Source organism: Lachnospira intestinalis, assembly GCF_040095895.1.
Taxonomy (GTDB): Bacteria; Bacillota; Clostridia; order Lachnospirales; family Lachnospiraceae; genus Lachnospira; species Lachnospira intestinalis.
In genome coordinates, this window is the sequence record NZ_JBBMFS010000017.1 from 18428 (window position 1) to 32466 (window position 14039).

Here is a 14039-nt window from a genome sequence, read left to right on the forward strand (position 1 = left end):
ATTTTGCATGGATGAAAAAACAAACCTAGTTGAGGTTAAATTGAGTTTTCCATTGTATTGTATTGCTAATGAATAAGAATAAGAAAAAGAACAGACAATGCTGAATGCTCTGGAAACAAGAATATCTGAGTATAGTATGTAAGTTCGTAACAGAATGAAAGGAGCGATTCAAATGAGCAATTTGGAAAATTATATGAAACAGCAAGCAATTTTTTGTGAACAAAATGATAGCATTAGTAAGAATCTGTATTCAGAGTATGGTGTAAAAAGAGGCTTACGAGATGAAAAAGGCCAAGGTGTGTTGACGGGGCTTACAAATATTTCTGATATAAAAGCTTTTGAATATCGTGATGGAGTAAAGAGTCCATGTGATGGCGAGTTATCTTATCGTGGTTATAATATAAAAGATTTAGTAACAGGAAGTAAAGGAAAAAGGTTTGTCTTTGAAGAAGGAGCATATCTTCTTTTATTCGGAGAATTGCCAAATGATACACAGTTAATGGAATTTCAGGGAAGACTATCTGATTGTATGGAACTACCGACTAACTTTACCAGAGATGTCATTATGAAAGCACCTACATCAGATATTATGGGTTCTATGACTCGAAGTATTCTTACATTGGGCTCTTACGATAAGGAGAAAGAAAGTCTTGAAATTCCGAATGTGCTAAGGCAGAGTATGCAGTTGATCGCAGCATTTCCTATGTTAGCAGTATATGCATACCATGCTTATTGTCATTATGAAAAAAACGAAAGTATGTATATTCATAGACCTGAAAAAGATTTATCTATTGCTGAAAATTTCCTGCGCCTATTAAGACCAGATACAAAATTCACAGAACTGGAAGCAAGAGTACTGGATATAGCATTATTGTTACATATGGAACATGGTGGTGGTAACAATTCTACATTCACTACACGTGTAGTAACATCTTCAGGTTCAGATACTTATTCTGTTATTTCAGCAGCAATGTCATCCTTAAAAGGAAAAAAACATGGCGGTGCAAATCTGATGGTAATGAATATGATGGATGATATTAAAAGTCATGTGAAAGATTATGAAGACGAAGAGGAAATTGCATCATATCTGAGTAAGATTTTGAAGAAAGAGGCGTTTGATCAGAAAGGACTTATTTATGGAATGGGACATGCTGTATATTCTATTTCAGATCCGAGAGAAAGAGTGTTCAAAGGCTTTGTAGAACAACTCGCAAGGGATAAAGGACGTGAGAAAGATATGACCCTTTATAACAATATTGAGAAGATTGCACCTAAGTTGATTGCAAAGCAGCGTCAGATATTCAAAGGAGTAAGTCCTAATATAGATTTCTATAGTGGTTTTGTGTATGACATGTTGAATATTCCAAGAGAATTGTACACGCCATTATTTGCGATAGCAAGAATTGCTGGTTGGAGTGCACATCGCCTGGAAGAATTGATAACTACAGATAAGATCATTCGCCCGGCATATAAGAGTCTAGTCAGCAAAAAAGAATATATAGAAAGAGAGGAACGATAATATGGGAGCAGGAACCAGTGCAGAGGAGTTTTTTTTAAAGAGCATCAATGTTGAAAGCATATTTGAATTTGTCGAAAGAACAGATTATTTGTTCCTTTATAGTATAAAGGAATGTGTTGAAAAATCAGACTGTCATGAAGGAGTATATCTTTCAGAAGTGGCAGAATACATGAAATTATCGATTCCAGAAACATCTAAGATGGTAAAAAGTCTTGAAAATAAAGGATATATTATCTGGAAATTAGATGAAAAAAAAGAAAGAACGTACCTTGTTTTGACGAACAAGGCAATTGAATTAAGCAATTGTCAGAAAGAAAAAATGATAGAAGCTTATGAAAAAATCGTATCGAATATACAAGAAGATGACCTGGCAGTTACGCGGTGTACATTGAGAAAAATCCGACAGCTTATGGAAGAAATAAAATAGTGATTAATACAACGGAGTAAGAAAAGCTCCTTCATATATTAGAATAAAAATATGACTGTTTCTTTAAAAAGAAGCCTGTCATATTTTTTATGAAAAATAAATTTTGTTGAGGTTAAATTGAGATTGACTTTGTATTGTATAAGTATGAAATAAAAAGGAATCAGGTGATGTACAATGAAAAAGTATAAAATATGTAAAATCCTTCTTGTTATACTGGCAATTTTTTTATGTGTGGCTTTTTATGAATTGCTCGGAATCTGCGTTGCATATAAAAAGCAGCCGGAAGTGTCCAATACAACCAAAAAAGAAACAAAAAATGGGTCATGGAACGAATGCAGTGAAAATACAGAACGGGCAGTAATCATAGAAAAGAATCCAGAAGCGCTTTTACAAAGAGTGCGTTTGATTAAGAATGCAAAAAAGGAAATTATTCTTTCTACTTTTGCATTTCAATCCGATGAAAGTGGAAAATTGATCTTAGGAGCACTGCATGATGCGGCAGACAGAGGTGTACATATTCGTCTGTTAGTAGATGGAATGGAGAGCTGGATTGATATGGAAGGAAATCCGTATTTCTATGGATTATCTTCCCATGAGAATGTTGAAATTAAACTGTATAATAAGGCCAATCCGTTGAAACCATGGAAGATGATGGGGAGAATGCATGATAAATATTTGATTGCAGATGGAAAGAGATATATTCTTGGGGGAAGAAATACATACAATTATTTCCTGGGTGATTTTCCGGGACATAAGAACTATGACAGAGACGTGTTAGTGGTTTGCGATGAACCTGAGAAAGAAAATTCAGTTAACCAGTTGTTAGAGTATTTTGAAACGGTATGGGAACAAGAAGACAGTGGTTATTTTCATGACAATAAAAAACTGGCAAATAGAAAATCTGTAAAGAACGCAGTTTTAGAGCTGCAGAACGGCTATCAGAAATATTTTGAAGAGAATAAGGAAAGAATCTGCGATACCGATTACACGGACGAAACTTTTGAGACAGAAAAGATTGCATTAGTGTCAAATCCTATTCACACAGGTTCCAAAGAACCAGTAGTGTGGTATCAGTTGGGAGAATTGATGAAAAATGCAAAAAATCGTGTGAAGATCCACACGCCATATATTATTTGTAATGATATGATGTATAATACATGGGAGGAGATTGCAGAGAACGTTTCAGATTTTTCTATCATGACAAATTCAGTTGCGAATAATGGGAATCCATTTGGGGCTGCCGATTATGCGAAAAACAGAAATAGAATCTTAAGTACAGGAATTAATATCTGGGAATATGAAGGCGGTTATTCATACCACGGAAAAAGTATTCTGATTGACGATGATCTGTCTGTAATCGGTTCCTTTAATATGGACATGAGAAGTGCATATCTGGATACGGAACTGATGCTTGTAATTCGCAGTAAAGAGATTAATAAACAGTTGGAAGAGGGCATGATGGAATATGAAAGAGTGTCCCGACAGGTATTGGAAGATGGAACCTATCGTGATCCGTATCATGTAGAGCCAATTGAATTAACAAAGAAGCGTCAGAGAAACATACTTTTGGTACAGCATCTGCTTGGATGGGCAAGATATCTGTTCTGATAAAGGAGGAAGAAGATCGTGTTTCAAATATTAATTGTAGAAGATGATAAAGAATTAAGCCAGCTATTCCAAAAAGTGCTTGAGAAGAATGGATATCAAGTCAAAAGTGCATCGGATGGAGCACAGGCATTAGAAGTATTGGATAAGGAATATATTGATCTGATCATTTCTGATATTATGATGCCGGTTATGGATGGCTATGAACTGGTGTCAGAACTTCGTTCAGCAGGATATCAGATACCAGTGCTTATGATCACTGCGAAAGGTTCCTTTGATGATATGCGCCAGGGATTTCTTTCGGGAAGTGACGATTATATGGTAAAACCGGTAAATGTGAATGAAATGGTTTTAAGAGTCGGAGCACTGCTTCGCCGTGCACAGATACTGAATGAACACAAAATTGTGATCGGTTCAACAGAGTTTGATTATGATGCAATGACGGTTACAACTGATAAGGAAAGTCTTGTTTTGCCTAAAAAAGAATTCCTGCTTTTATATAAGCTTGCAGCTTCGCCAGGCAGAACATTTACAAAACAACAGTTGATGGATGAAGTATGGGGATACGAGACGGAGGCAGACCCACATACGATAGAGGTACATATAGGAAGAATCAGAGAGCGTTTTAAAGATAACCCTGATTTTGAAATCGTAACAATGCGTGGAATTGGATACAAGGTGGTGAAAAAATAATGGAACAAAAGAAAGAAAAAGGATTGCGGATCCGATCCTGTCTGACTGGTGCAATCTGGCTGGCACTTGTATTTTCAACAGTCATATCTGCTTTATTATTTGCTTTTTTGAATCATTTTTTTAATCTGCCGGGCAGCATACCTGTGCTTGGCTGGCTTTTGATTTTCAATACATTGATTGCAGGGCTGATCACTTCCTTTATTAATGCAAAGTTACTAGAACCAATTACCAGACTTAGTAAAGCAATGAAGGAAGTTTCTCAGGGAGATTTTGAACAGCATTTGGAAACGAACAGCCGTATAGCAGAAGTTGGAGAATCTTATCAAAGTTTTAACGTTATGACAAAAGAACTTCGTGCAACAGAGGTGCTGCAGATGGATTTTGTATCTAATGTTTCTCATGAGTTTAAGACCCCGATTAATGCCATTGAAGGGTATACAATGCTGCTTCAGGGAGAAGAACTGTCTCCGGATCAAGAGGAATATGTAGAAAAAATCTTATTTAACACCCAAAGACTTTCCGGATTGGTTGGTAATATTTTGCTGTTATCCAAGTTAGAGAATCAGAATATACCAATGAAAAAAACAGAATATCGTCTGGATGAACAGATCCGCCAGGCATTTCTTTCATTGGAAACAAAATGGACAGAAAAAGAAATTGGTTTTCAGGTAGAATTGGAGGAAGTTAAATATACTGGGAATGAAGGACTTTTTATGCATATCTGGATAAATCTTTTGGATAATGCGATTAAGTTCAGCCCTTCAAAGGGGACAATTACGATGTTTCTGAAACAAGAACAGGATTCTGTTAAGTTCATTCTGGAAGATGAAGGACCAGGAATAGAGGATGATGTAAAATCCAGAATATTTGATAAATTTTATCAGGCAGACGGTTCTCACAAAGCAGAAGGAAATGGCCTAGGTCTTGCACTTGTGAAACGGATCGTAGATAGTGCCGGAGGAACAATCAAGGCAGAAAACCGGGAATATGGTGGATGCAGATTTGTTGTAGAGCTTCCAATACAGAAAGATGAGGCCATATAAGTTTAAGAAAAACAGATAGAGGAGGAATTACATGACATTTTATCAGGAATTGCAGTTAAATCAGGCAGGTTCTAAAAATCTGTTGAAAAAGAGTGAAACAGTAAAAGAAAAATCATATCATATACTGGTATATTTGGTAAAGATAGCTGTTACAATGGCATTTTGTTTTTTATTTGTTACTATTTTCAGTATCTTATTTGGAAATGAGAATAGTATTGTGGGTGTAGTAGTTTTATTATGCCTTATGGTATTTCGGAATGCGGATCTGGGGATCCACACCGGACAATCTACGATGCTTTTGGCTTTGTTCTTTGTAATTATGACTGTATGTCCGCATTTAGCAAATCAGTTTTCACCGGTATTGGGAATGCTGTTAAATATTGCGGCACTGGCTGTGTTGATTCTGTTCGGATGCCATAATCCATTCATGTTTAATCAATCTACATTGGTTCTTGGGTATCTGCTGCTATATGGTTATGATGTTACGGGAAAAAGCTATCAGATGCGATTAGTCGGAATGGCTTTAGGTGCAGCACTTACCTGCTTCGTATTTTATCGAAATCATAAAAACAGAACTTATAAAAGAAATCTGAAAGATCTGATACAAGAATTTGATATCACTTCTTCCAGAACAAAATGGCAGATATGTCAGATTTTATGCGTACCGATTGTCCTTTGCATTGCAGAACTTTGTAATATGCCACGTGCAATGTGGGCTGGTATTGCGGCCATGTCCGCGATTTTGCCATTTATGGAAGATATGCACTACAGAGTCCGTAAAAGGATTGTCGGAAATATTGCAGGTGTTATATGTTTTACAGTATTATATTTTCTGCTTCCTTCGTCAATCTATGCATATATAGGAATTATTGGTGGAATCGGTGTAGGATTTTCAGCACAATATGGCTGGCAGGCAGTATTTAACACATTTGGTGCTTTAGCCATTGCTGCAGAGACTTATGGACTACAAGGAGCGGTTAGTCTTAGAGTGATTCAAAATGTTTTTGGTGTTGTGTTTGCTTTAGCATTTTGTGTTATATTTTATTGGTTTATGTCTAAAAAAAAGGAAAGTGATGTGATCGTACATGCAGAGTGAAGTGAATCAGGAAGAAAATTTGAATAGAATTATTACGGTTCCTAATCTTCTTTCTTTTTTTCGGCTTTGTCTGATTCCGGTAATTATATGGAGTTATTGTGTAAAGAAAAATCCTCTGTTAGCTGGTGAAATCTTATTGCTGTCTGGTCTTACGGATCTTGCTGATGGATATATCGCAAGAAGATTCCATAGGATTAGTAATTTAGGAAAAATACTTGATCCGGTGGCTGATAAGCTTACACAGGCAGCGATGTTAATCTGTCTGTTTACTCGTTTTCCGCATATGCTTCTTTTAATCGTAATAATGGCAGGTAAGGAACTGTATATGGTAGTCAGTGGATGTCTTGTGATACGAAAGACAGGAAAAGTACATGGTGCAGACTGGCATGGAAAGATAGTAACCTTTTTATTATATGGAACTGCAGCGGTGCATATTATATGGTTCCACATTACACCGATGGTATCAGATCTGTTGATTGGTTTGTGCGCTATAATGATGGTCATATCGGTCGCTCTGTATATTATCCAGAATATCAGGACTCTTAAGGGAGAGACTGTATAAGCAATTTTATATTGCAATGACTAGAAAAATATTTAGGAGAAGATAGATATAAACAGTAAGTCAAACACACAAACTATGGAGTCTTTATTCGGTTTAATAAAATTTTAGATAGAAAATAAATCATTCAATGTCATTTAGATAAGGTTTTTTATGACAAAAAGACAGATTGCTTATCTGCCTTATAATGCAGTATAATGGTAACGAGATTTATGCAACCTGATACATGAAATCCCTATTTCTCTTTGGACGGAGGTGGATAGGATATTTTCGATTGTACTTGACAGGTGTCAGATACTTTTGTATGAGAAGCATGGACTCTGTTTCGTTACCATCGTGTTTGAGATATGCTCTGCATATGTTTACTGCATTTGAAACGGATTTACTCTGCATCTGGAGCATAAACTGAATATACTCGCGGAAAGAAAGTTTGCGGTTCCTGGTAAAATCACTTTCCGGATTACGGCAGAACATGGAGTGAATATCATCGAGTTCTGTGATGCAGTTGTCGAGTGTGGATTTTAAATTAGATAAGAAAAAATCAGCCATAATGAGTCTCCTTGAAATATGTTTATAATCAAGGCTTGCGCAACATATATTGGCTTACTTGTCAACTGTTTTTTGTAATATTTTTAAAGTTTTTAGGCATAAAAACAGTGGCTTTCTATGACAGAAAACCACTAAAATGATGCTTAACTGAATGGCATTGCTTTATCACCACTTTGAAAATGGTTGTTTTATGGCGGATAGTCAGACAGTTTTGGATATAAGAGATGATCTGGGAACAACCATGAATGAATGCAGGGAAGTGACCGAAAAGTACCGCACAGGACGGAGTGCATATTTACGGCTCGGACAGTTGTTTATGAGATTGTTTGCAGGACTATTATAGCAGAAAGAAGAGGTGTTCGATATGTGTACAGCAGCAACTTACAAAACAAAAGATTTTTATATGGGCAGAACGCTTGATTATGAATTTTCCTATGGGGAACAGATCACGATAACGCCAAGAAATTACGAATTTGATTTCCGGTTTGCCGGGAAGATAAAAAGCCATTATGCTTTGATCGGAATGGCATTTGTTGCAGAAGGTTATCCGCTTTATTATGATGCTGTTAATGAAAAAGGCCTTGGAATGGCAGGTCTTAATTTTGTCGGCAATGCGGCATATGAAGAGGCTTTGCCGGAAGATGAAACAGAAGTCAGCCAGGTGGCACAGTTCGAGTTCATCCCATGGATCCTTACACAGTGTGCTACTGTAGCAGAGGCGAGAGAGAAGCTGGCAGCAATGAGACTGACAGGTACAGCATTCAGTGAACAGCTGCCGACAGCACAGCTTCACTGGATCATTGCAGACAAAGACTCCTGTATCGTTGTTGAGTCTATGAAAGATGGGCTGCATGTATATGATAATCCGGTAGGAGTGCTTACCAATAATCCACCATTCCCGAGTCAGATGTTTGCACTGAATAATTATGCCGGAGTATCCAGAAAACAGCCGGAGAGTACTTTTGCAGGAGTATTACAGCTTGATGCATATAGCAGAGGAATGGGTGGAATGGGAATACCTGGAGATCTTTCCAGCCAGTCAAGATTTGTGAAAGTTGCCTTTACAAAATTAAATTCGATCTCCGGTGAAGAAGAGGATGAGAGTGTAAGCCAGTTCTTCCATATCTTAGGATCCGTAGATCAGCAGCGTGGATGCTGTGAGGTGACAGAAGGCAAATATGAGATCACGATATACACGTCCTGTTGTAATACAGCAAAAGGTATTTATTATTATACGACTTATGATAATCGTCAGATCACAGCGGTTGACATGCATGCGGAAAATCTGGATTCAGATCAGCTGATCTGTTATCCGCTTCTGTCCAAGGGCGAAGTCAGATGGCAGAATAAATAATACGAAAATGCACGGAGAAAGCATAACGCAGAACAACAGGAGGAAAGACCATGAAAGAAGTTAAAACACCGAAAAAACCACTGGCATATTATGTTGTGGTCAAGCTTTTTTGTAACACTTGTGACTAAAAAATAGCGCTTATCAATTTATGCTGCCGTCCTTGCTTCATATGGGGTTCGATAACCATTATAACTGTGTGGACGAACATGATTATAATCAACGTATGCAAATTCTTCTACCTTTTGAAACTATTCGAATGATACGATGTCTTGGAGTTCTTGCTATGAGTGCTCTGATACTAGTACAACATTTTTTTGGGGATCACTCATTTGATGGAGAAACCTTTTTACCCAAGGAATCCTTTTATAATGGTGAGGCTGCGTATTTGTTAAATCAGTCATCTGCTACATGGGGACAGAATTTATCTTCGGAAAATTCGCTCCCAAATCCCTGTGCATCTGACAAGTATAAGGTTTATAAGGGGTGTACCGGATATACCAATGATGCAAGCGAGGCACATCACAATGTCAAGAATGGCTTCTGTACCAATGCCGGATGTGATTATTATGAAAAACCACATTACAATGAAACAGATGGAGTCTACGAGATCAGTAATGCCGGACAACTATATGCCTACGCAGATAATGCACAGACAGTTTATACAAAGGGTGCAAGGCATACAGCAGATATCGTAGTAAATGAAGGAACATTGATTCAGGAGGATGGTACTCCTGTTGCGAAGATGGATGACATTAGGATGTGGGACGAGGTGTTCAGAACATCTGGATATCCATACAATAACCAAAAGCTTGTATTTGATGGTAACAATCATTCTATCAGTGGACTGTATGCGAACGGAAGCGGACCGCAGGGTTTCGCGTTATATAATTATGGAACGATAAAGAATCTGCAGATTAAGAATTCGGTATTCATATCAACGGATGGCAACGCAGGAGGCATTGTTGCAGGTTTTCCTATTGGACCGGCTGACTATAAGGTAGTGTTTGTCGGCGTTTTTACAGTTTGTTTTGGAATTTTGTCGACCGCGAGGGTCAAAAAAAGAGAGGTGTTTTTGTTGCGTAGCAAGGTGCTTTTTGCAAACAGCCTTTGCTATTTCAACACCTGTGTCTTTCCTATGTATTTTCCCATCGTTTCACCTTGTTGTTAAGGAACGGCAGGGCGCCGTACCTATGGCAGAGCGTTATTTTGCATTTCTTCGAATTCTTTTTCCGGAAGATACATCGGGGTCACCTCCTGTATGGATTTATTTGTTCGCGAGAAACAAAAAACGGCCGCACTATGCTTTGTGGCATAGTACGACCGCTTGCGGACGCAGACAGAAAAACCGTCTTGTTATGACGGCTGTGTGCCTTATGTTTTGAAAGTGTACACGGTTGTTAGGGACATCTCCTTGTTTTCATAACTACCTCGCTGTATGGGGGATTCATTGATTTTATTCTATCCGATGCAAGAGCAACTGTGAAGAGCGCATAAGTTTGATATACACAGTATACATTGCATTCGGTAAAAAATTTGTCGGGTTAGGTAGAATGGAGCAAATTTTGTCTGTTTCAGGCGCCGAATGCTTACACATGGCGGGATTAGGCCAAAAAAGCACAGCGAATGAATATCCGCTGTGCTTAAAAAGGATAGTTTATTTCTGCCGAGAACCTTGTTTAGATGACAAGGCTTCTCCTTATCAGGATTGCTTGTTGTGATTTCATATTTGACTGTTATTACGGCATTGTCAGCCGGCAATTACACCTTCTCGAATTTCTTAATCGGCACAGCGATTTGAGTAATATAATCGGCACTGTTATCGCCTCGGTTGGGTGGTCCCTCTAAATAAACGGAGCGTAACCGTCCTGCGGGTTTAATGCCGTTTTTGCTCACATGTTCCATCAGCACCCGCATGGCTTCGGCAGTTCCTTCATACGGTCCGCGGTAGTAGATGCACAAGGCGTGCGTTTCGTCAAATTCCATGCGCTCGACCCCGTCAAAGCTCTCGTCCACCGGAATACAGCACATCAAATCAAGAATACCCAGGTCATCCGTCATGCGCACGGTGAACATACGTGCCACCATGGACATTTTTCCGGTTCTGGCGGCGGCAATGTAGGTGTCCCGCAGTTTAATAGCTGCCTCGGCAACATCTTTACACCGATATTCCCGACAAAAGCACACCTGACGCGGCAGAACGGTTTTATGCACTGTGAAATCGCCTTGCTTTGCCGAACGCACCTGAAGCATCTGAATATTTCTGTCCAGCATTTTCCGCAGCTCATAAAGCTTATCTAAAAGCTTATCCATATTTTCGGTGTCGTAGTAATATTCCGCTACCTCCTTTAAGGAAAGACCGAGCGCCTGTAGCGAACGGATAGAGCGGATCTGCGTCATGTTGTCTGCCGAATAATAGCGAAAGCCGTTGGTTTCGTCCTTTACCGCCGGTGTCAGAAGTCCCATATTTTCGTATACAAGCAGTGCCTTGCGGGTGACTCCGAGTATTTTTGTAACTTCTCCGATTTGAAATAGGCTGTTATCGTGTTTTTTCATCATTATTTCACCAAATTTCTGTAAAAGTTATTGACTCGTCCCCTAAGGTACGATTTACAATATAATATATCGTAGAAGAAAGAATAATGCAAGTTCAATGCAAAAAGGAGAATACCGCTATGAAGAAAAGATTATTAAGTGTATTTCTATGCTTGTGCATGGTGTTTGGTTTAGTTCCGGCCACGGTGTGGGCGGAAACAACAACCGGGCACACCCACTACCTTTGCGGGGGCAGCACCTGTAACGGCAGCGGTCACGAAAACGAAACCTACAAGACCACATTTGAAAAGGAGATTAAGCAGGAAGGCAACACGCTGAAAATAGGCGACAAATCCTGGGCACCGACAAAAGGCAGTAACGATACATTCTACATACTTCCTACTGGCACTTACTACCTCGGCAGTGACATTAGCCCGGAGTATACCATTAAGATTGAGAACAATGTCACCCTCTGTCTCAACGGGCACAAAATCACGGCCGCAGACGGAATGGATGCCATCTATATGACCGGCGGCAGCTTCACCCTCACCGACTGCAAGGGCGTCGGCACGATCACCCATGCAAGCAGCAAGACCGGCAGAGGCGTGTATGTGAGTTCCGGCACCTTCAATATGTACGGCGGCAGCATCACCGGCAATCGTGCCACCGGCGATGGCGGCGGCGTGTATAAGAGCGGCAGCAATTCATCATTCAATATGTACGGCGGCAGCATTACCGGCAACACCGCCAACAGCTATGGCGGCGGCGTGTATGTGGACGGCGGCGGATTCACCATGTCCGGCGGCACCATCGGCGGCACGAAAACGGGTGAGACCAACACGGCCACCTATGGCGGCGGCGGCGTATATGCGAAGGCCAACTTCGAGATGACCGGCGGCAGCATCACCGGCAACGAAACCAACAGAGGCGGCGGCGTGTATGTGACCGGCAAAGGTAGCTTCACCATGTCCGCGTCCGCCGACGGCCAAAACATCCCCTCCATCACCGGCAATAATGCCACCGAAAACGGCGGCGGCGTGTATGTAGTCGGCAGCAGCAGCACCTTCAAGATGACCGGTGGCAGCATCGGCGGCACGAATGAGAATGATGCCAACACCGCCGACAGAGGCGGCGGCGTGTGTGTGGACTGCGGAAAATTCACCATGTCCGCGTCCGCCGACGGCCAAAACATCCCCTCCATCACCGGCAATAATGCCACCGAAAACGGCGGCGGCGTGTATGTAATTGGCAGCAGCAGCACCTTCGAGATGACCGGCGGCAGCATCACCGGCAACAATGCCGCCTATGGCGGCGGCGTGTGTGTTAGCAAAAACGGCAGCTTCGAGATGTCTGGCAGTTCCTGCATCACCAACAACAAAGCCGACTCCTACGGTGGCGGCGTGAATATAAACTACGCCAGCGCCACTTTCACCATGAAGGGTGGCAGCATCACCGGCAACAATGCATACAAATCTGATTACATATCAACCTTCGGCGGCGGCGTGTGTGTGGGCAACGGTACCTTCACTATGACCGACGGCAGCATCACCGGCAACAATGCCGCCTATGGCGGCGGCGTGTATACGGTCAATGAATTCAAGATGACCGGCGGCAGCATCACCGGCAACAATGCATACAAATCTGATTACATATCAACCTTCGGCGGCGGCGTGTGTGTGGGCAGCGGTATCTTCACCGTCAGCGGCGAGGTGACCGTCACCGACAATACCAAGGGCGGCACAAAGGGCGCAGACGGCAAGTTCACTGGCGACACGAAGAACAATGTCTATCTTTCCACCGGCAAGACCATCACCATTGGCACCGACAAATTGTCCGAGGGTGCGCAGCTCGGCGTGACTGTGAGCGGAGACTATGGCGATTACCCGTTCACCTCCGGCTGGAATGACAATATGAGTGACAAAACCCCATCCGACTACTTCATCTCCGATACCGACGGATATGTGGCCAAGTTGAACGGCAGTGAACTGAAAATGGTTACCCATGTGCATAACTGGACTTACGCCGCAAGCGGTGATACCATTACCGCAACCTGCAAAAATTGTTCGAATAATAACGGTAACGATTTCAGCGGCGGCAGCGTGACCATTCAGAAACCCGAAAAAACAAAATTTAACGATGGAAAAGATGAAAATGCGAAAGTAGAAAGTGTAGGCTGGTTCGGCAAAGCCCCATCCGTCGCGTATGCGGTCAAGGACGGCAATGCACTGTCGGCTGCCCCTGTGAATGCGGGCACATACACGGCCGGCATTACCCTTGGCAATGTCACTGTCAGTGTGACCTATATCATTGATAAGGCTACGCAGACGGCTCCTACCGGTCTGACAACCAAAGGGGATATTAAGAACAGCGGCACCGGAGAGATTAAGAACACCGCCGAGGACATGGAGTATAACATTTCTGCCAATGCCACCACCGGCTGGATCACTTGCGACAATGGTAGCACCAGGGTCGCCCCCGCTACCTACTATGTGCGCTACAAGGAAACCGACAACTACTTAGCAAGCGCCGTTTCTGCCGCGCTGACAGTCAAGGCACACACACATTCCGGCGGCAATGCGACTTGCCAGAAAAAAGCGGTTTGTGATGGATGCGGGTAGGAATACGGTGAGCTTGGCAACCATAAGTTTACCGAAACGGTTAG

General features: G+C 41.4%; 13 protein-coding genes. 11 read left to right on the plus strand and 2 right to left on the minus strand.

Annotated features, from left to right (window positions below):
• Positions 1 to 154: 154 nt before the first annotated feature.
• The 7 genes from WMO37_RS13960 to WMO37_RS13990 all read left to right on the plus strand — a co-directional run bounded on the left by WMO37_RS13960 (position 155) and on the right by WMO37_RS13990 (position 6945).
• Positions 155 to 1519, plus strand: coding sequence for a citrate/2-methylcitrate synthase (locus tag WMO37_RS13960; RefSeq protein WP_349155305.1), 1365 nt, complete (start codon positions 155 to 157; stop codon positions 1517 to 1519).
• 1 nt (position 1520) lies between these two features.
• Positions 1521 to 1946 (plus strand): MarR family winged helix-turn-helix transcriptional regulator, encoded by a 426-nt coding sequence (locus tag WMO37_RS13965; RefSeq protein WP_349155306.1) that lies wholly within the window; start codon positions 1521 to 1523, stop codon positions 1944 to 1946.
• Between the two features lie 174 nt (positions 1947 to 2120).
• A complete protein-coding gene (locus WMO37_RS13970) occupies positions 2121 to 3554 on the plus strand; it encodes a phospholipase D family protein (RefSeq protein ID WP_349155307.1) in 1434 nt (477 codons plus the stop codon).
• Between the two features lie 18 nt (positions 3555 to 3572).
• Entirely contained in the window at positions 3573 to 4244 is a 672-nt protein-coding gene (locus WMO37_RS13975) for a response regulator transcription factor (RefSeq protein WP_003698938.1), read from the plus strand.
• Entirely contained in the window at positions 4244 to 5287 is a 1044-nt protein-coding gene (locus WMO37_RS13980; protein ID WP_349155308.1) for a HAMP domain-containing sensor histidine kinase, read from the plus strand. The genes WMO37_RS13975 and WMO37_RS13980 overlap by 1 nt, the downstream gene beginning before the upstream one ends.
• A 31-nt stretch (positions 5288 to 5318) precedes the next feature.
• Positions 5319 to 6383 (plus strand): FUSC family protein, encoded by a 1065-nt coding sequence (locus tag WMO37_RS13985; protein WP_349155309.1) that lies wholly within the window; start codon positions 5319 to 5321, stop codon positions 6381 to 6383.
• The gene (locus WMO37_RS13990) at positions 6373 to 6945 is read left to right on the plus strand and encodes a CDP-alcohol phosphatidyltransferase family protein (RefSeq protein ID WP_349155310.1); all 573 of its coding nucleotides are present in this window, start codon (positions 6373 to 6375) and stop codon (positions 6943 to 6945) included. The genes WMO37_RS13985 and WMO37_RS13990 overlap by 11 nt, the downstream gene beginning before the upstream one ends.
• Before the next feature lie 207 nt (positions 6946 to 7152).
• Here the strand turns inward: WMO37_RS13990 and WMO37_RS13995 are convergent, their stop codons facing one another.
• Positions 7153 to 7491 carry a hypothetical protein gene (locus WMO37_RS13995; RefSeq protein ID WP_349155311.1) on the minus strand — a complete coding sequence of 113 codons (339 nt, stop codon included), beginning with the start codon at positions 7489 to 7491 and terminating at the stop codon, positions 7153 to 7155.
• A 151-nt stretch (positions 7492 to 7642) separates the two neighbouring features.
• Between WMO37_RS13995 and WMO37_RS14000 the strand changes: the two genes are divergently transcribed.
• The 3 genes from WMO37_RS14000 to WMO37_RS14010 all read left to right on the plus strand — a co-directional run bounded on the left by WMO37_RS14000 (position 7643) and on the right by WMO37_RS14010 (position 10013).
• Entirely contained in the window at positions 7643 to 7834 is a 192-nt protein-coding gene (locus WMO37_RS14000) for a phospholipase D-like domain-containing protein (protein ID WP_320055232.1), read from the plus strand.
• Between the two features lie 21 nt (positions 7835 to 7855).
• Positions 7856 to 8845, plus strand: coding sequence for a choloylglycine hydrolase (bsh, locus tag WMO37_RS14005; RefSeq protein WP_227090105.1), 990 nt, complete (start codon positions 7856 to 7858; stop codon positions 8843 to 8845).
• 385 nt (positions 8846 to 9230) lie between these two features.
• Positions 9231 to 10013: a hypothetical protein gene (locus tag WMO37_RS14010; RefSeq protein WP_349155312.1), complete on the plus strand. Its 783-nt coding sequence runs from the start codon at positions 9231 to 9233 to the stop codon at positions 10011 to 10013.
• A gap of 590 nt (positions 10014 to 10603) precedes the next feature.
• Here the strand turns inward: WMO37_RS14010 and WMO37_RS14015 are convergent.
• Positions 10604 to 11401, minus strand: a complete 798-nt coding sequence (locus tag WMO37_RS14015) for a MerR family transcriptional regulator (RefSeq protein ID WP_349155313.1) — start codon at positions 11399 to 11401, stop codon at positions 10604 to 10606.
• A 116-nt stretch (positions 11402 to 11517) separates the two neighbouring features.
• Between WMO37_RS14015 and WMO37_RS14020 the strand changes: the two genes are divergently transcribed.
• Complete coding sequence (locus WMO37_RS14020) at positions 11518 to 13995, plus strand: autotransporter outer membrane beta-barrel domain-containing protein (RefSeq protein WP_349155314.1); 2478 nt, start codon at positions 11518 to 11520, stop codon at positions 13993 to 13995.
• Positions 13996 to 14039: the final 44 nt, after the last annotated feature.